Below are 17,592 nucleotides of genomic sequence, written 5' to 3'. Positions count from 1 at the left end.
ACTGTCGTCCTTGATGAGTGAATCTAAAAACTCATATCAGCTTCAATATTTTCTTCGTAAGTCGAGAGCAGCGTTTCAACGCTTTTGTTTCCGGAGTATTTCTCCTTCAACTGCTTCAGCTGCTGATCTGTACCTTTGCAATATTTGTTTATATTGCTGATGGCACGATCGAGATTCCCCGGGTCGGCAGGGTCCGGTTCAGGAATGTCGCCACGCAGCGAGTCACAGTTGTCTCTACTTTTGATGTAGCTGGAGACGTCTGTCGGTACGGAGCTTTGTCGTTCCGTTTCGCAAGATTGATAGGTTAGCTCTACGTCGTACCCGAGACTTAAATACAAATGACCATTCAAGCGTCCATTTTTTCTTGAGTAAAGATGAACGCCTTCTTGGCTTAAGCATGTGCTGATTGTTGTTGCTTGCCCCTTGACTTCAACTGCTGACACACCGTGTTCGCTTACATTTTTACCCACCACGGCTATGCCGATGAAAGGCTCTTTGTATTGAATGTCGAGCCCGTAGATGTGCATGTCGGCTTCGTTGAGCAAATCGGTCACGTCACCCGGTTGCTGTTTTTCCCCATTTGATTTTGTTGATTTGCAGCAAGCGACGACTCCGTTGGCTTTAGGGAACTGGACTGAGATGGAATCGTGGCTCGAAATTTCCTGAGTGGTATATAAATAAGCTTTTCCATCTGGAGTACTTCTAACGAATCCAAATTCTGCGTTCTCAGCAAGCGCTGATGTGGAAAGTACGGTTAAAATTATGAGCAGAACTTGTTTGGTGTTCATCGGTTGGCCCGTGTGGAAGGGGTAAAATAGGTTCTATTAGTTTTATGTGAACTTATAGGGCGAAGGAAAAATGAGAAATCGGTGACGAGTGTTTTTGCTGTAAGTGATGAATTATTTTCCTGTTTTTTTATTTTTTTATAGGTGTCCATTTAAATAAGCAACGGATTTCGGGTTTCAGTAGTATCACGATTTGCGAGATTACTGCAGGCTCAGTATTTTGTGGCTGCGTGGTCGTGCCGTTGCGGTCGGGCGTTGGGGGAACAGGTGTAAGCGTATTTTAGGACTAAAAAACCGTGAAAATAAACCCGTCCCCTTTGTGTTCATCTTTTGATTTTTATTCAGGAGGTTTTTTGGGCGTGTGGAAATACATTTGTTGCTTTGCTGTGATTCTTAAATGGCCCATTTGTCTAAAGGCAATACGTTCATATTTTTTGAGAATGTCTCTTTCGCTTCTCCGAGTGTCATATGGTTCCGGTCGCTGTATTGTTCAGGATCAATTACTCCGTTGTCTTCCCATTTGCACAGATCACAAATTTCGTAGTTTACTCTCGACGATAATGTGCGGTAACTGCAGCAAGGACAAGCTTCCATTGGTTCGATGAGTCCCAATACTTAATGCTTGCCGAATCCCATTTTTTTCATTTGGCTAGATAAATACAAATTTGTAACGCTCTTGTATTGTGAGTGCAAAGCAATCAATAACAACTCGTCCTAAAGAGGATTCTGTACGTCACTTGGCGGTTCGTCGTTTGAGATAAGTAGATGTTGCATTTCTTTTGAAAGCAAGGAGAACACTTCGTCGCTGTCATCAATCCCCCACCAATTCAGTAGCAGTGATTCACGCGCATCATTGTTGAGAGCAGCTAAAGCTTTTTGGCTCAGCTTGTAAACTGCATCGGATCGAGAGGTTTTTTGCATGTTAAAGTACTTTTGCTAAATCAATTGCTGAATTCGTATAAAAATATGTCTGTTTCCTTTCTTTGTCTTTCTTGGTTGTTTTTATATTTCTATTTTGATTAGAGCATTGGATATTACCTGTTGTAGTTCTTTCCAGTTTTTTGCTTTTTCGCTGAAAATTGGTTGCTCCCAATCATGGGATTTAATTAGTGAGACTTTGAAAGTGCCATCTTCGCAGAACTCCGGATACCAGCCGATATCAATGAGTTGATCATGGGGGAAAACAGCTTGGAATAGATCCTCCTTTAAATCATCAATAATTATTGATATATCAATATCTTGATTTAGGTGGGATATGTCATCAAATGTGATTCTTCCACCAAGTTCAATTATTTTTTTCGTGTTCATTTAATTTTTCTTCATTTTTGTGAGTTTTTTAAATGCATCTTCGGAAATAGGATGGCCATGAATAGTGTTCGCACTTAGCTCAACCCTCATGAATCGCGTTTCCTTACCGTCGTTAGCGCCAATGGTTTTCCCCATGTCAATGACTTTCCACGGCTTTCCATTGTTGACGTCTTGGCCATTCTTGAAAGCGTGACGCTCAAGTGCCTCGATATCTGTTCCTGGTAAATACTTCGCTGCCCCTCCATTCGCCGTTGATTTGACAACATTTGGCCACGGCGCCTTGGGGGCGACGTGCTTGTTACCGTGATTCGTCCATTGAACATCAGGTGCTCCAGATGTCCCCTCATTAACCTTGGTATTACTCGCTGGATCCTCAACAGATCCAGGTTTGCAATTCACTCCTCCCGGACAATTGCTATTCAATCCCAACGGATCCACCCACCCCGTAGGGTTAGGCACGTACTGGTAGTTGTTCAACCCACCCGCAAGCTTGATCGGATCTGGCGTCAGAAACCGCCCGGTCCCCGGATTGTAGTAGCGATGCCGGTTGTAGTGTAAGCCCGTCTCAGCATCGAAGTACTGTCCCTGGAATCGCAGTGGATTGTCGACTTCGGCGACGTCCAGTGCCGCGAGGTTGCCATAGGCGCGGTATTTAGCCGACCACATGATCTCACCGCTATAGTCGGTGAGTTCTTGAGGTGTGCCCAAGTGGTCGAGTTGATAGTAGAACGGCGTCGCTTTCAGCGGGCCTTCGCCATCGAGCATGGCCAATGGGCGGAAGCTGCCTGGTTCGTAGACGTAAGTGCGATAGCGGTTGTCGGCGCTTTCCGCAATCAGGCGTTCGCCTTGCCACATAAACTCGGTGGTTTGACCATCGACGGTCTTGGCGATACGACGGCCGAAGGCGTCGTACTTGTAACTAGCGATGCTGCCGCCGGGCAGGCTGGCGCCGATAAGGCGATGCTGGCAGTCGTAGCGATACTCGGTAACGAGTTTCTGCCCGGTGCCGCGGCGCTCGCGGCTCAGATTGCCGTGAGCGTCGTAGTCATAGTGACGGTCGCCCTGCATCAGCAGGCGGTTACCTTTGACGTTGGCCAGGTTTGCGGCTTGCTGATCACCTTGGCCGAGCAGGTTGCCCGCCGGGTCGTGGGCGAAGCTTTCCGGGGTGGTGCCACGGACGTTGATCAGGCGGTCGAGCGGGTCGTAGTAGTAATTGAGGTTACCTTTGCGGCTGTCGTCGATGCCGGCAAGGTTGCCATTCGCGTTGTAGGCATAGCGGCGGCGGAATAGGTTTCGCTCTTGTTGGCTGACGGTATGCGCCTGCAATCGGCCTTGGTCATCGTATTGATATTGGCTGAGGAGCAGGCCTTGTTGGCGCTGTTGTTCGCGGCCGGCGCTGAATTGGTGAGTCGTCAGGCGCGAACCGTTGAGGTCGATGCTGCTCAGACGGCCACCAGGTTGGTGGCGGTAGTCGAGCTTGCTGCCGTCAGGAAAGCGGCAGTGGCTCAGATTGCCTTGTTTGTCGTACTCATAGCGCAGCGTTCCCCAACCTTGGTGTTCCGTGATGAGGCGGTCTTGCAGGTCATACTCGTAGGCGAGGGGCCAGTTGCCGTCATCGACGTTTACGAGACGACCGCGGACATCGTAGCTGTAGTGAATTTCTTCACTGTCAGGCAGGGTTTTTACCAGCAGGCGGCCTGCTGAATCGCGTTGGTATTCAGTGACTAACTCGCTGCCGTCGTCCCCAAATTCTGTTTTCTTTAGTAGTTGGCCGTTGAGGTCATATTCGTAGGTGGTACGTCGGCCATCGAACCCGGTTTCTTGCTGGATCAGACCGTTAGCGTAGTAGTCGAGGTGATACTGCTCGCCACGTTCATTTTCGATATCGCTGAGCAACAGGCGTGAGTTGTCATAGCGGTAGCGCAGTTGGCTACCATCAGGGTTAATGCGGCGGCTGACCAGATGCAGGCCATCGGCGTATTCATAGCGGGTAACGCGACCCAACTCATCGCGTTCAGCGGTGACACGACCGTATGGATTGTAGGTGAACGCACGAGTCGCACCGCCCGGCAGAGTGATTTGTGCGAGACGATTGGCGGTATCCCATTGGTACTGGGTAACCCTCCCGCTCTCGTCCTGGCGGGTGATCTGTCTGCCCAGTGCGTCGTAGCGATACTTGCGCTGACCGCCGTCCGGCAGTTGCTCTTCGATCAACTCGCCCAGATTGTTCCAGCCCAGATTATGGCGACCGCCGTCGGGGTGACGGATTTGCAGTAAACGGCCTTGTCCGTCGTAGCTGTACTGAGTGACGTTACCGTCAGGATCTGTTTGTTGGGTGATGTCACCTTGGATATTTCGCTGGTATCTCCAGATCGATTCCTCACGCCGGACGACTGTTACAAAACCGTTGCTGTATTCGTATTGCGTCGGTGCGTCTTCTGGTGGGATGACCGCTTCCAGGCGTCCTGCTTCGTCGTACTGAAACTCTGTAATCGCTCCCAGCGGGTCTTTCTCGGCAATCAACCGACCTTTGTCGTCGTATGCTTTGAGATGTTCGGCACCGTCTGGCTCGACTTTGCTGATCAGTCGGGCTTGATTGTCGTGAGTGTAGATTTCTTCACTGTCGTCGGCATTGGTAACGGTGACGCTACCCTTGTCATCCCAAACGTAACGGGCATCCATCTGCGAAAAGTTCGCCCAGTGATGGACGCAACGTGAAGATTTGCCCTCGTTTTCCCATTCCCAAAAGAAACTGGCGCCACCGGCCAGTTGTCTTTCGAGGATGACGTGCTTTTCATCGTAGGCGTATCGCTCGCTCTCACCGGCGGCATTCTTCGCTTCAACCAAGTGATGTTGTTCGTCGTAGCGATAACTAACTAATGTCTGGATGGTGCTCCATGCATCTTCCAGATTGTCTGCCGGGCTGAACTGCTGGTAATCGATGCCAACTATATGTTTGCGGTCGTAACGCAACAGCAAGGCACGACCGGAACCGTTGTCCACACGCTTGATACGCCCATGAATGTCACGAGTGATGTGCAGGCGGTTGCCGTATTTGCCGCTGATAGCAATTAGCGTGGCGCCCTTGATGTTGTAGCGGAAGTGGTAGAACAGCGTTTGATCGCCAGCCTGGGACAGAATCAGTTCAGATGGATCGTCACCGATGTAAATAGCCGCTTTGGACAAGCTATTGGTGATGGCTGGGCGTTGTTCGCTCGGGAGGGGAAAGGTCGTTACGCGGTTTTCATGATCCGTCCAGACAACCTCGTCGTTGTTTATCTCCACTCGCTGCGCGAGTGCATGACTCCAGCCATAGCCCAAGCCGCAATTGATTTCCGCAGCACTGGTGCGATAAAGTCGAGTCCATTCAAATGGAAGGAGGCCATTGAGTTGACCATCGGTGAGTGTGAGTAACTCTTCGCCGGTGACCATCGAAACCGGGCAGCCGTTTACGCAGGTTTCACGGGTGCACGCGACATTTTTGTCATCGTGGTTGGTCGATTGCTTGGAGTTGTCGTCCAAATGTTCCGAGGTATGTACTTTTGCGTGGTCCTGCCTGCCCCAACCAATCTTGACCTTGCCTTTTTCAAAGGCCCCAACCGCTGCACGGGCGGCCACCTTCTTGTATTTATCGATAGCCTCCATAAAGGCTTTCAGGATATTGAAGACGGACTTGATGAAGCCGGTGACGGCTTCAAGAATTCTTGCGCCGTAGTTCGCCAGGCGCACGCCCAAATAGGCAATACCTGAGCCTGCGACCGCATACGTCAGCACCAGGGCCAGCACGAGGTCGATGAGAATGGTTACCAGAATGCTGGAAGCCTGCTTAGAGAACTCACCCGCAACTACGCTAGGCGGTAACTCAATAAGCCAGATAGCTGCAGTTTTCAGCAGTAAAAATAAGGCCGCCTGATCACTCGCCAGCAGCATGAGCCTTTCCATGGCCGCCGGTGTTTCTTTCGCGAGTTTGATCAGGTCAGTGGCACTTTGACCCAGCTCTTCTGCATATTTTTGAGGGTCCTTCAGAATCTCGAATATGCGTTTCAAGCCATCAAACGCGCCTTTGATGGCTTCCCATGTACCTATGGCAGAGCCATTGAGCTGCGCAAGGTAAGTTGTCGATAAGGTCTGGGTGGGCCATAGCGGCCTATAGTTTCTCCACTCAGCTTCCAGCCATGTTTGCAGTTGCTGGGTCAAACCGCCGTAGGAGTCGAAAAGTGCGGTGACCTGTTCTTTTGTAACCTTGCTCTGGACGCGAACGTAATATTTTTTCCCCGGTGTCCCTTTGTAAACGCCTTTACCTTCCTCATTCAGCAAGACAGGAACGGCCTCACCACCGTCTACCGGGGTCACTTCGACAGTGATATTGCCAACCGGAACGTCATGAAGTGATATGAATTTGCTTTCGATCAGTAGCAAGCGGTTTGCCGGACACTCCGCGACAGTAGACGAAAACTCGTTATTGCCGGTGCTGACTGTCGCGCTCGCACTACCGAGCTTAACGGTCCTGTTCATTCCAAAAAAGGCTGGTCTGTCAAAGAACTGAGGACCTTTATCCACCCACTGGGCGAAGTTGCTTTCGGTCAGTTCACGATAAAGTTTCAGACTGTCCTTGAAGGTGGCCAGTTGGTCATCAATAAAGGCAACGCGATCCATCAGCCTTGCTCCAGAATCAGGTGGTTTAACAGTGCTTCATTCAGGTTTTTCGGAGCATCGGGCCGGCGCACGAAGCGTGCGATTTTCAGCTTCAGGTTGCTCTCGGGATAAGCGGCGTAGATGTCTGGACGTTCCTCTCCCAGCCATTGCATCAAGTTGCCGATCAGGGTTGACGAGTTCTGCTTGGCGAGCCCATCCAACAATCCCTTCGGCACTTCCCACCAAGGCCAATCCTTCGCCTTCGGCACCACCCTTGGCCCAACCTCCAACCGCTTCCCATTAATCAAATACCGATCAAACACCGGCAGCACTTCCCCCGCCGCATCGCTGAGTCCTTCCAGAATCGGGTAGATATGCCGCCCATCCCAAAACCGGAAAAACACCTCGGTCCCATCGGGCATGCGCACTTGGGTCAGGCTGCGAAGGTGTTCGAACACCACCTCCGGCATGCTGGTTGAAACCGCCAGCCAACCCCAGTCCTGCGCGTCTGTTTCGGCAATCCACGGTAGAAAACCGGAGTTGGATTTCAGCTCGACGAGGTAGGGCATGACCTGTTGCCAGCTCGCGTAGGGGGTTCCGCCCCAGATAGGAGTTGCCTGGGTTGTTGGTTCAGTTTGATAAAGCGTCTTGAGCGCATCGGCATCGCTGGCGGCGCTGACGATCAAATAAAGACGTTCATTGGCCTGCAACGGCCGTTCTGCAAGCCACGCCTGCGGGGTCAAAAGATCAGATTGCACACGCACCTGCCTTACATTTTTCACACTCTTCACAAAACGGCGCATTACGTTTCAACGTATTCACCTGAGCCGGGGTCAGGACTGCGCCGGCCTTGTCGGCGTCTGCCTGTTTCAGCACGCCGGGCATCAGCGGTGCCGCACCAGTCCCGTTGCCGGGACTTCCACCCGAGTTCATATTGATCACCGGCCCGCTCAGGGTCACGCCGCTGGCGTCGATCTTGATGAAGCTGCCGCCGCCTTTGAGGGTCAGTTCACTGCCGGCTTCGAGCACGACTTTCATGCCGCTGCTCAGGTGGATTTCCTGGCCGGCTTCGATGAACTGGCCGGTGCCGATCTTGATGTGCTGGTTTGCACCCACGGTCAGGTGGTCATTGGCGCGTGCTTCGACTTTGCGGTCGGCGTACACCGTGTGGTGTTCTTCGGCCTTGAATTCGCTGTAGCTGTTTTGCTCGACAGTGTCGTGGCGTTCGTTGCCGACGCGGATTTTCTGGTCGTGTTCGACGTTTTCGTCCCAGTCGCGCTGGGCGTGCAGGAAGATTTGTTCCTGGCCCTTTTTGTCTTCGATGCGCAGTTCGTTGAAACCGCCGCCACCGGGGGAGCTCAGGGTCTTGAAGGTGCTGCGGGTCTTGTTCGCCGGCAGCGGATACGGGACGACGTTTTCCTTGTGGTACAGGCAGCCGCTGATCAGCGGTTGGTCGGGGTCGCCTTCGAGGAAGGTGACGAGCACTTCCATGCCGATGCGCGGGATGGCGATGCCACCGTAATGGGCGCCGGCCCAGGCGGAGGAGACGCGCAGCCAGCAGCTGGTCTTGTCATCGGCCTGGCCTTCGCGGTCCCAGTGGAATTGCACTTTGACGCGACCGTATTCGTCGCAGTGGATTTCTTCACCTTTGGGGCCGGTGACCACGGCGCTCTGGCTGCCGAGGATCCGTGGCTTGGGATGATGCAGCGGCGGACGGTTCGGCACGTCCCACGGGGTGGCCTGGAAGCGGTTGCGGTAGCCCTGGTGGAAATCGTCTTTCAGGTTGGTTGTGCTGCTGGTGACCGATTCTTCCAGCACTTGCGGCTGTTTGCCTTCGTGGATGATTTCGGTCAGCAGCCAGAGGTCGTTCCATTTGGCTTTCGGGTGTTGGGTCAGGGCCAGGAAGTGGCCGCTGACCAGTATCGGCTGATCGCTTTTGCCTTCGGCGAGCTGGAAGTCGCTGCGGTGACGTTCGAGGGCGCGTTTGGCCAGGTGCTTGCCGCGTTCGCGGTCGAGGAAGCGACCGGGGTAGTCGTAGTCTTCGAGGTCGGGCTGGGCGTCGCCACGGTTTTCGCTTTCGAGGGTGATGCGCGGTTTTTCGAAGTCGTAGTCGCGGCGGGTGGTGCGGCTGGTGCGGGTTTCCAGGCGCAGGTCAAAGCGCTTGATCACCGGGTGGTTGGCGACCATGCCGGAGTCTTGCTGATAGGCCACGGGGGCGAGTTTCGGGAACACCGTCTGGTCATCGCCAAACACCAGTTTGTGGGCCGTGGCGTTGTGCTGGAAGTGGTAATGGATACCTTCTTCCTCGCACAGGCGCTGGATGAACTGCAGGTCCGATTCGTCGTATTGAACGCAGTAGATGCGCTCGGGATAGATCGCCCCGACGTTGAAGACGTAGGCGTTGCTTTGAATGCCGTGCTCTTCGAGGACCTTGCCGATGATTTTCGGCACGCTGAGGTTCTGGAAGATGCGCTGGTTGATGCGATGCGTGAGGTACGACAGTTGCGGGCGCAGGGTCACCGCGTAGCGGGTCAGGCGTTTGCCGGAATCACCCTGGGCGGCGCGGTAGATCTGGCCATGAATGCCGCTGCCGTCAGGCGAGAGCTGCAAAAAGGCCGGTTTGTGCAGCAGGGTTTCGAGGTCCAGGGACGGCTGTTCACTGACCAGTTCCACCTCAAACACGAACGGTTGGCTGATCGCCTCCCGACCTTGCAAGGACAGCACCTGTAAATCGTTGGATAGGCCTTCGATGGTCAGGGCAAAGTGAGTCTGATTGGCCGGCGCGAACATCCCTTGTTCCTCGTGCAGTGCAGCGGCGTTCGCCAATAGCCGAAGAAGGCATCAGCAGACGCGAAAATTCTGGAAGGGCGAAAACAACATCGACCAGCAGAGCTGGCCGATGCTTGAGACGATCGGCCTGGATCAGGCGACCGGCAGACGCCAGTCATCGGAACCCGAAGTACCGGATACTTCGTGGGTCCAGGTGATTTTGCGGTAGGTGAACTGCACTTCTTCCAGGTGCGTGAAGTGCGAGTTCGACGGGTCCTGGCAGTTGTGCATTTTGTTGTTGATGGCGACGATGATGGCGTCTTCCAGTTTGGTGGTGTAGTAGTGCTCTTGGGTACCTTGAGCCGAAGTGCGGTACCACTGGATAACGATTTCGCTCATGCGCTCGCCGGAAGTCAGAGCCGCTTGCAGCAGTGGCGAGGACTTGTCGTAGACCTTGGTGATCACGACTGGCTTGTGAACGCGCTGACCGGTCGGTTGGCCGGATTGCGGGTCACGCGGGATGATCACGTCGTGGCTGAAAGCCTGAACCATGACCTGGTCTTCGTGACCTTCCTGGTAGGTGTTGCCAACCGAGTCGGCGGTGAACGCGCCGGCGGTGATCAGACCTTGTTTCTCGCCAGTGACGGACATGTACGCTGGTGTAGCCATGGATGTGCTCCTTGCTAAAAAATTAAGAGTGCCCGGGAGGCGGTATCGCCCGGTGGGTGCCTGACTGTTATCAAGGTCCGTGCCAGAAACGCTGAAAGCCTTATAGATCAATGGACCAGGGACAATTTTCGGCGACTGAAAGATTTATCGGCGAAGATCCCTGAGGAATGTGCGCAAGAACTTGCACACCACTGCGCAACTTCTTGCGCACTCGGCTGGAGAGCCCTCCTGGCCCGGCGATCAGCATCCAGGCGGGACCTTTCTGTAGGATGAGTGCGCAACTTCTTGCGCATAACGGCTTTGCGCCACCCGTCAAAGACCCCCTGTACCTGGTGCAACGAACCGACCGGCAGCAGGGTCCATAAAAACAGCGCCGTCGAGCGTCCGAATAACCCTGAACCGGAGTGAGAACGACATGAAAATCCTGATGGTTTTAACGTCCCACGATCAATTGGGTGATACGGGTAAGAAAACCGGCTTCTGGCTGGAAGAATTCGCCGCGCCGTATTTCGCCTTCAAGGACGCCGGTGCGCAACTGACCCTGGCCTCGCCCAAGGGCGGCCAACCGCCGCTAGACCCAAAAAGTGACGAGCCGGACGCGCAAACCGAGGCGACGGATCGGTTCAACAAAGACCCTGCGGCTAAATCCGCATTAGCCTCTACTGCGCTGCTGAACAGCGTGAGAGTCGAAGATTACGATGCTGTTTTCTATCCGGGCGGCCATGGTCCGCTGTGGGATTTGGCCGAAGATACCTTTTCGATTGCGCTGATCGAGGCGTTTATCAAGGCAGGTAAACCGGTCGCGGCGGTCTGCCATGCACCGGGCGTGTTGCGCCATGTCAAAGGCGCGGATGGCCAGCCTTTGGTCAAAGGCAAGCGCGTGACGGGTTTCACCAACTCGGAGGAAGAGGCGGTGCAACTGACGAACGTCGTACCGTTTCTGGTGGAGGACATGCTCAAGGAGAAGGGCGGGATTTATTCCAAGGGCGACGATTGGGCGAGCTATGTACTCACGGACGGATTGCTGATCACCGGCCAGAACCCTGCGTCGTCCGATGCAGCCGCCGAGGCGTTGCTGACCAAACTCCGCTGAATCACTGCACCTGTAGCAGCCTGCGCAGCCTGTGGGAGTGAGCCTGCTCGCGATAGCGGTGTATCAGGCAACACAGCTGTCGACTGACACTCCGTCATCGCGAGCAGGCTCACTCCCACAGGAGGCTGCGCGCTGCTACACGTTTGCTTTAGATCGCGTGGCCCAACGCGGCATAGCACTCTTCAACCGAACGCCGCTGCGTCTCGGCATACAACCCCAACTCATCAATCGTCGATCGCCCCAGCGCCTGCTCAAACGCCTGCTGGTTCGAATGCACGCCATAGTGGGTTTGCGCCGCGTCCCCCAGGTTCGACTGGAAAATCCCCGCTGCGCTCACCGGCAGAAAATCCTCATACACCAGCGGTTCAACCCGCAAATAGCCGCCGTCGAGCAAATCCTCCAGCGACAACGAATCCAGCGCATCCGCCGCCAAGCCTTTTTCCGTCACGAAGTAGCGAAAGTACGCCAGTTCCTGTCGGCGCATACCTTCGTATGTGTCAGGAAATTCGCCAAAGTGCTGCACCATCAGTGCGTTGTAGCGTGCGGCATTGGCTTCATTGGGGAAGTCTTTCAACTCGTCCCGTGCGGCATTGAGCAAACGGTCGTACAGCGCCCGACCTTTAGGCGTCAGCGCGGCGCCACGTTGCTCGATTTCGCCGAAGCGCGCGCTGTGACTGCCTCGGGTTTTAGCTTGATCGGTGAAGGCAACCGGCTCGTCCAGCGCCTTGAAACTGGTCTGGCGCAGCAGAATCGGGCACTGACGGCGAGGTGGGCCTTCGATCACCGCTTTGGGGGTGATGCCGTGGGCGGGCATTTGTGCCTGGACGATGTCGATGTCCAATGTGCGCGGCGTCAGGTGGTTGATGTGCGGGCCTTTGAAGGCCACGACGTCAGCGATCAGGCGATGCTGGGCACTGAGTTTCTGGTATTGCTCGGCAGTGACGGTGGCGCTGTGGTGCCAGCGGAAGGTTTCCAGCGCCTGTTCGACGAAGTGCTGCGCCTCGTCTTCGGTAAGACCGCCCTCGGTTTCAGCACGCTCGATCAGGGTCAGCGCTGCCGCGGTAAAGATCTGGCGTTTATCCAGCACCGACTGAGCGAACGCGCGCAGTTCCAGGTCTTCAATCAGTTCCAGGCGCAGCAGCGAGGTGAACACGCGAAAAGGGCTGACCTGCAACGCCGCTTCGTGCACCGCGCGAAACGCCGTGGAATGCACCGGCACGCCGGCCGGGGTCAGGTCGTAATAACCCACCGGTTGCATGCCCATCACCGCGAACAAACGGGCGAGGGTGGCCAGTTCTGTGGCAGTACCGACGCGGATGGCACCGTGACGTTCAAGGTCCAGGCGCTCGATTTCACCGGTGCTGTTCAACTGGCGGGCGATCTGCGGGTCGTTGTCCAGCACGTATTGGTTGGTCTGCTCCACCAGCTCCATGAGCGCGCCGTACAACGGCACTTCTTCGCGGTACATGTCGGACATCGCTTTGGAGAAGCGTTGGCGGATCAGGTCAGGGCTGACGAAGCGTGGCTGGCTCATGAAAAAATTCCTGGCGCGGTGACGTAAAGGATGTGCGAAAAGATCGCAGCCTTCAGCGCCGCCGACAAACGAAGAATCTTACGAACTTCATTCTGCCAAGGACTGCATCCCCGCCGGCCCTGTAGCAGCTGACGAGCAGCGCGAGGCTGCGTTCGGCTGCGAAGCAGTCGTAAACCCTGAAAGCGCGGTTTAACTGAAAAACCACAGCGTCTGACTTCACGACGGCTTCGCAGCCGAACGCAGCCTCGCGCTGCTCGTCAGCTGCTACAGGGGGGTTATAGGTGGGAGCGGCTTTCGGTGCGCAGCGATCCCAGGAACTCCCGATACAGTCGCGCAGTATTGGCGGGCTGTTCGACCATCGGCATGTGGCCACTGTGATCCCAGATATGCACCCGCAAATCGACGATGCCTTTGCTCCAGACCGCCACACTGCTGACGTCGATCAAACGGTCCTTGTGCCCCCACAGCAACAGCGCCGGGCACTTGATGTCGGCCAGTTTGGGTTCCATCGGCGGGCTGGCGCGAAAGTCGTTGAAGATTTCTTCCAGTTCATCGCGGCTTTGCTCATAGCGATGGGCAACGGCGTCCAGCACCACGCCGGGCACCCATGGCGGTTCTGCCATGGTCATGGCGTAGAAGTGTCGAAACTCCTCCCGTGAGTGAATCAGAAACGGGTTATGTCCCTTGGCCAAATGCCGCTCCAGATCACTGGCCTCGGGCGCGGTGACCCCGGCCGGGTCGATCAGCGCCACGGAGGCGATCCGGTCCGGGTACGTGGCCGCCAGCCACGCCGCGATGTAACCGCCCATTGAGTTGCCGATCACGTGCACCTTCTCGACTCCGCAGACATCCAGCAACTGGATCATCCGTTTGGCTTGCAGTGGGATGTCATAGCCGCCGCCGGCCTTGAAGCCGGTTTCGCCATGCCCGGCAATGTCCGGAATGATGACCCGATAATTGCCGACAAAGTGCCGGGCAAAGCGCAGCCAGAGGTTTTTGTCGGCGCTGTAGCCGTGCAGCATCAGCACACTGCTGGACGCCTCATACGGCCCGCCTTGCCATGTCGAGACGGTCATCTCGTTAATGGGCACGACGATTTTGTGCAGCCGATACAGCTTGGCTTCAATGGCCATGTTCAAGTCATACAGCCAATAACCGATGGCCGGATAGTTCAACCAGCTCCAGGCCACGACAACCGCGATAATGACAACGAATAGAAGCATCGGATGACTTCCTTTAACGTGATCAGGACAGGATGTGGTCGGCGGGTTTCAAGGCCCGAGTCAAACGGTGATAGCTGAAACTGAACCCCGGAAACATGGCAATCACATGACCGCTCTTGCTTTGGTACCAACTGTGGCACCCTCCGGACTTCCATACGGTGCGCTCCATTTCACGGTGGATCATTTCAGTGTAGGTACGTTCCGCTTCGGCGCGTACTTCAATGCTGCGTAAACCTTGGGCTTTTAACGTACGGATGCAGTCGAGGATGTAATTCATCTGTGACTCGATGATAAACAGCGCCGAGGTGTGGCCAATGCCGGTGTTGGGGCCGGTGACGATAAACAGGTTCGGGAAGTCGGGCAGGCTGGTACCCAGATAAGCCCGGGGATACTGCGCCCAGACGTCCTTGAGTTGCGTGCCGTGTTTGCCGGTGACCGGGTAGGAAATCACCCCGTCGGTGGCGTCGTAACCGGTGGACCAGACGATCAGGTCGAGGTCGATGTGCTGGCCATCCTGAGTGACGATGCCGGTTTCATCGATGGCGGTGATGCCCTGTTCGCGACTGTGCAACGTCACGTTGGGGCGGCCCAGTGCCGGGTAGTAGGTGCTGGAGATCAGCACGCGTTTGCAGCCGATGGTGAAGTCCGGTGTCAGTTTTTGGCGTAATTGGGGGTCAGGCACCTGACGCTTGAGGAAGCGCAGGGCGTGTTGCTGGACCATGTGGATCGCCGGTTTCGAGTATTTGAAGGCAATCACCCGGGTTTCGAACTGCCAGTAGATCATCCAGCGCAGCAGTTTGTAGGCCGGTTTCAGCCCCAGCAGCCAGCGCTGGAACGGGCCAAACGCGCGATCGCCCCTTGGCAGCACCCAGTGCGGCGTGCGTTGAAACACGTGCAGGTGCTCGACGTCCGGGGCAATCGCCGGGATGACCTGCGCGGCACTGGCACCACTGCCGATGATGGCCACGCGTTTTTGCCGGTAATCGTAGGCATGGTCCCAGTTGTTGGTGTGAAAGGTCTTGCCCTGAAAGCGTTCCATGCCCTCGAAGTGCGGGACGACCGGTTGGCTCAACGGCCCCGTCGCGTTAATCAGAAACTGCGCGTAAAACGTGCCTTTGCTGCCGGTGTGCACTGCCCAGCGTTTGCTGGCGTCATCCCATTCGATGCGTTCGACATTGGCTTGCAGTTCGACCTTGTCGCGCAGGCCGAAGTGTTCCACCACGTGCTGGGTGTAGCGGTGCAGTTCCGCCTGTTCGGCGAACATTTGCGTCCAGCGATAGGGCGCAAAGGACAGCGAATACAGCGGCGAAGGCACATCCACCGCCGCGCCGGGGTAGGTGTTCTGGCACCAGGTGCCGCCGAAAAAGTCCCGCCGTTCCAGCAGGCGAAAATCGTCGATACCGTTTTTTAGCAAATTGATCGCCGCGCACTGACCGCCAAAACCACTGCCGATGATCAACACTTGAAAAGTCTGCATGGGTCTCCTTTTTTATGGTTATTGATTGAACCCTCTCTTCATGTATAGCCAAACATTGACGACTCGCGTGGTGGCAATAGCCTGGTATTCAGCCCGCTCGCCAGTGATGGCTATTTAACGTCGCCCTGATAGACTCTCAACGCACCTGCAACCCCGGTGTTATCAAGTTCCGTTCAGTGGCGCAGAGGCCCTATGGAAAATTCGGGAGGGAAAGGACTTTCATTGGCCAGGAGGCTCTATGCATCGCGAACCTTGGGCCTGGCCTTGGGTTTGTTGTGCGTGAGCGCGGCGATGTACCCACTCGACCCGGCGCCGTGGGTGTGGGGGCTGATGGTGTTCAACGGCGTGTTATGGCCGCACGTTGCCTATCAGTGGGCGCGACGGGCAAAGGTGCCGTTTCACGCCGAGCACCGCAACATCCTGGTGGATGCCTTTCTCGGTGGTTTCTGGGTGGCGGCCATGCAATTTAATCCGCTACCCAGCGTTGCAACGCTGTCGATGATGGCAATGAACAATGTCGCCATCGGCGGCTTGCGTTTCCTGTTAGTAGGCTTCGCCGCGCAGATTCTCGGGATGGGGGTTGGAGGGCTGGTGTTTACCCCGACCTTCATCCCGTCGACGACACCGTTGCAAATGTTCGCCTGCATGCCCCTGCTGATCGTGTATCCCCTGACGCTGGGCTGGCTCTGCTTTCGTCAGGCCACCACCCTTGGCCGGCAAAAGCGCGAGTTGCTGGCCCTGAGCCGCACCGACAGCCTGACCGGCCTGTTGAACCATGGCGCCTGGAAGGACCAACTGGAAGTCGAATTCCAGCGTTGCCAACGCGAGCAGGGCGGGGCGATTGCACTGATCGACATCGACCATTTCAAAACCATCAATGACACCTACGGTCACGTCGCCGGGGATATTGTGTTGCGCCAGCTGAGCAAGATGCTCAAGCAGAACCTGCGCGCCACCGATGTTGCCGGGCGTTATGGCGGCGACGAGTTCTGCGTGATCCTGCCCGGCATGCCGTTGAACAGCGCCGCCGCAACGATGGAAGCCTTGCGCGACCGTTTTGCCTCGTTAGGTTACGAGCAGAGTCCAGGGTTGAAGGTCAGCTTGAGCATTGGTCTGGCAGCGTTTGACCCGACGCATACCGACGCAACCTTGTGGCTTAACGATGCGGATCAAGCGTTGTATGAAGCCAAGACCACGGGGCGCAATCGGGTGATTTGCCGCATCAATGGCACGCCCTGTCACGAACTGCTCGATCCCGTCTGACCCTTCACCGCAGATCCCCTGTAGGAGTGAGCCTGCTCGCGATGGCGGCTGTTCATCCAACAACTCTGCCAGCTGATCCACCGCCATCGCGAGCAGGCTAACTCCCACAAGGATTTGCGGCGATTGATCTGGCTCATTCAGTGGCGCACAACTTTCCAAGACGTTTCCTACAACGTACCCTGTTGCCGCGTTTCGGTATCGACCCCTATAGTTCGGGCTCGCGGAAAACTCCGCGAACGACCTTGGCCGGTCGAGTTTAGGAACGCAAAACGTCCATAACACCATTTCAGGCGCGTTGTGCCTGAAATGGTGTGTTATGGCGGCTGTGCGTGGGACACCTTCGGGTGTGCCGGTTTCCTATACCCGGTCGGCCAACCCGCGTACAGCTGCCACCTCTTTTCGCTTGGCCGCGAACGGTGGAAGCTCTATTAATAGGAGTTCACACATGCACGACCAAGTAATGCCTCGTTACCTCCCCATCGACACCTACGACGCCGAAAACCCGGTGCTCTTCATCAATACCCACAAAGAACTCAGCGACCTCGCAGCCTGCGCGGCGCATCGCTTCACGGTGGTTCGAGATCTGGCGGACACCTTGTCCAGCCTTGGCCTCAAAGGCATATCAGACTGTGATCTGACGCGGGTGACCGGGGCGGTGCATCTGCTGATGCGCGAAGGGTGCGCGATTCTGGACGTGATCCGGGCGCGGGCGTTGCAGCGGGAGGAGGGGTTCAAGGCTGCTGTTTAGCGGTGTTGCAACCGGCCCCTTCGCGAGCAGGTCGAATCGTCGCACCGTCGCTCCCACAGGGGAATTGTGAACACCGCAAATCCAATGT

14 protein-coding genes are annotated in these 17,592 nt (G+C 55.7%); 3 read left to right on the top strand and 11 right to left on the bottom strand.

Features of this window, described 5'->3' with window-relative positions; translation table 11 throughout:
- Nucleotides 1–23 precede the first annotated feature (23 nt).
- From AC1DWM_RS26685 to AC1DWM_RS26650, 8 genes are all read right to left on the bottom strand, one after another.
- A complete protein-coding gene (locus tag AC1DWM_RS26685; RefSeq protein WP_477796570.1) occupies nucleotides 24–788 on the bottom strand; it encodes a hypothetical protein in 765 nt (254 codons plus the stop codon).
- Between the two features lie 390 nt (nucleotides 789–1,178).
- Nucleotides 1,179–1,379 (bottom strand): CPCC family cysteine-rich protein, encoded by a 201-nt coding sequence (locus tag AC1DWM_RS26680; RefSeq protein ID WP_223512978.1) that lies wholly within the window; start codon nucleotides 1,377–1,379, stop codon nucleotides 1,179–1,181.
- Nucleotides 1,380–1,499: 120 nt separating this feature from the next.
- The gene (locus AC1DWM_RS26675) at nucleotides 1,500–1,706 is read right to left on the bottom strand and encodes a hypothetical protein (protein WP_477796569.1); all 207 of its coding nucleotides are present in this window, start codon (nucleotides 1,704–1,706) and stop codon (nucleotides 1,500–1,502) included.
- A gap of 81 nt (nucleotides 1,707–1,787) precedes the next feature.
- Nucleotides 1,788–2,093: a hypothetical protein gene (locus tag AC1DWM_RS26670; RefSeq protein WP_223512864.1), complete on the bottom strand. Its 306-nt coding sequence runs from the start codon at nucleotides 2,091–2,093 to the stop codon at nucleotides 1,788–1,790.
- Complete coding sequence (locus AC1DWM_RS26665) at nucleotides 2,094–6,749, bottom strand: RHS repeat-associated core domain-containing protein (protein ID WP_477796568.1); 4,656 nt, start codon at nucleotides 6,747–6,749, stop codon at nucleotides 2,094–2,096.
- Nucleotides 6,749–7,486: a DUF4123 domain-containing protein gene (locus AC1DWM_RS26660; RefSeq protein WP_477796567.1), complete on the bottom strand. Its 738-nt coding sequence runs from the start codon at nucleotides 7,484–7,486 to the stop codon at nucleotides 6,749–6,751. The genes AC1DWM_RS26665 and AC1DWM_RS26660 overlap by 1 nt, the downstream gene beginning before the upstream one ends.
- Nucleotides 7,476–9,518: a type VI secretion system Vgr family protein gene (locus tag AC1DWM_RS26655; RefSeq protein ID WP_477796566.1), complete on the bottom strand. Its 2,043-nt coding sequence runs from the start codon at nucleotides 9,516–9,518 to the stop codon at nucleotides 7,476–7,478. The genes AC1DWM_RS26660 and AC1DWM_RS26655 overlap by 11 nt, the downstream gene beginning before the upstream one ends.
- A 132-nt stretch (nucleotides 9,519–9,650) precedes the next feature.
- Complete coding sequence (locus tag AC1DWM_RS26650) at nucleotides 9,651–10,166, bottom strand: Hcp family type VI secretion system effector (RefSeq protein ID WP_007948242.1); 516 nt, start codon at nucleotides 10,164–10,166, stop codon at nucleotides 9,651–9,653.
- Nucleotides 10,167–10,581: 415 nt separating this feature from the next.
- On the opposite strand from AC1DWM_RS26650, the gene AC1DWM_RS26645 reads away from it, so the two are divergent.
- Entirely contained in the window at nucleotides 10,582–11,259 is a 678-nt protein-coding gene (locus tag AC1DWM_RS26645; RefSeq protein WP_477796565.1) for a type 1 glutamine amidotransferase domain-containing protein, read from the top strand.
- 148 nt (nucleotides 11,260–11,407) lie between these two features.
- On the opposite strand, the gene hglS is transcribed toward AC1DWM_RS26645, so the two are convergent.
- From hglS to AC1DWM_RS26630, 3 genes are all read right to left on the bottom strand, one after another.
- The gene (gene hglS, locus AC1DWM_RS26640) at nucleotides 11,408–12,793 is read right to left on the bottom strand and encodes a 2-oxoadipate dioxygenase/decarboxylase HglS (RefSeq protein ID WP_223512869.1); all 1,386 of its coding nucleotides are present in this window, start codon (nucleotides 12,791–12,793) and stop codon (nucleotides 11,408–11,410) included.
- A gap of 275 nt (nucleotides 12,794–13,068) precedes the next feature.
- Nucleotides 13,069–14,016 (bottom strand): alpha/beta fold hydrolase, encoded by a 948-nt coding sequence (locus AC1DWM_RS26635; RefSeq protein ID WP_477796564.1) that lies wholly within the window; start codon nucleotides 14,014–14,016, stop codon nucleotides 13,069–13,071.
- A gap of 22 nt (nucleotides 14,017–14,038) precedes the next feature.
- Nucleotides 14,039–15,493 carry a flavin-containing monooxygenase gene (locus AC1DWM_RS26630; RefSeq protein WP_223512875.1) on the bottom strand — a complete coding sequence of 485 codons (1,455 nt, stop codon included), beginning with the start codon at nucleotides 15,491–15,493 and terminating at the stop codon, nucleotides 14,039–14,041.
- A 192-nt stretch (nucleotides 15,494–15,685) separates the two neighbouring features.
- Here AC1DWM_RS26630 and AC1DWM_RS26625 point away from each other — a divergent pair, with 192 nt between their 5' ends.
- Both AC1DWM_RS26625 and AC1DWM_RS26620 read left to right on the top strand, forming a co-directional pair.
- The gene (locus tag AC1DWM_RS26625) at nucleotides 15,686–16,756 is read left to right on the top strand and encodes a diguanylate cyclase (RefSeq protein ID WP_223512878.1); all 1,071 of its coding nucleotides are present in this window, start codon (nucleotides 15,686–15,688) and stop codon (nucleotides 16,754–16,756) included.
- Nucleotides 16,757–17,201: 445 nt separating this feature from the next.
- Nucleotides 17,202–17,504, top strand: a complete 303-nt coding sequence (locus tag AC1DWM_RS26620; protein WP_223512881.1) for a hypothetical protein — start codon at nucleotides 17,202–17,204, stop codon at nucleotides 17,502–17,504.
- The last annotated feature ends 88 nt before the right edge of the window (nucleotides 17,505–17,592 follow it).

The sequence above is a fragment of the Pseudomonas sp. P4_C8 genome (genome assembly GCF_056401975.1).
The sequence above is the reverse complement of the archived record's forward strand: the minus strand, read 5'-3'. Positions and strand labels throughout refer to the sequence as shown.

What these genes read in the sequence shown, in the direction of transcription:
- AC1DWM_RS26685 (WP_477796570.1), bottom strand. Translation starts at nt 788, where the DNA reads ATGAACACCAAACAAGTTCTGCTCATAATTTTAACCGTACTTTCCACA.
- AC1DWM_RS26680 (WP_223512978.1), bottom strand. Translation starts at nt 1,379, where the DNA reads ATGGAAGCTTGTCCTTGCTGCAGTTACCGCACATTATCGTCGAGAGTA.
- AC1DWM_RS26675 (WP_477796569.1), bottom strand. Translation starts at nt 1,706, where the DNA reads ATGCAAAAAACCTCTCGATCCGATGCAGTTTACAAGCTGAGCCAAAAA.
- AC1DWM_RS26670 (WP_223512864.1), bottom strand. Translation starts at nt 2,093, where the DNA reads ATGAACACGAAAAAAATAATTGAACTTGGTGGAAGAATCACATTTGAT.
- AC1DWM_RS26665 (WP_477796568.1), bottom strand. Translation starts at nt 6,749, where the DNA reads ATGGATCGCGTTGCCTTTATTGATGACCAACTGGCCACCTTCAAGGAC.
- AC1DWM_RS26655 (WP_477796566.1), bottom strand. Translation starts at nt 9,518, where the DNA reads ATGTTCGCGCCGGCCAATCAGACTCACTTTGCCCTGACCATCGAAGGC.
- AC1DWM_RS26650 (WP_007948242.1), bottom strand. Translation starts at nt 10,166, where the DNA reads ATGGCTACACCAGCGTACATGTCCGTCACTGGCGAGAAACAAGGTCTG.
- AC1DWM_RS26645 (WP_477796565.1), top strand. Translation starts at nt 10,582, where the DNA reads ATGAAAATCCTGATGGTTTTAACGTCCCACGATCAATTGGGTGATACG.
- hglS (WP_223512869.1), bottom strand. Translation starts at nt 12,793, where the DNA reads ATGAGCCAGCCACGCTTCGTCAGCCCTGACCTGATCCGCCAACGCTTC.
- AC1DWM_RS26635 (WP_477796564.1), bottom strand. Translation starts at nt 14,016, where the DNA reads ATGCTTCTATTCGTTGTCATTATCGCGGTTGTCGTGGCCTGGAGCTGG.
- AC1DWM_RS26630 (WP_223512875.1), bottom strand. Translation starts at nt 15,493, where the DNA reads ATGCAGACTTTTCAAGTGTTGATCATCGGCAGTGGTTTTGGCGGTCAG.
- AC1DWM_RS26625 (WP_223512878.1), top strand. Translation starts at nt 15,686, where the DNA reads ATGGAAAATTCGGGAGGGAAAGGACTTTCATTGGCCAGGAGGCTCTAT.
- AC1DWM_RS26620 (WP_223512881.1), top strand. Translation starts at nt 17,202, where the DNA reads ATGCACGACCAAGTAATGCCTCGTTACCTCCCCATCGACACCTACGAC.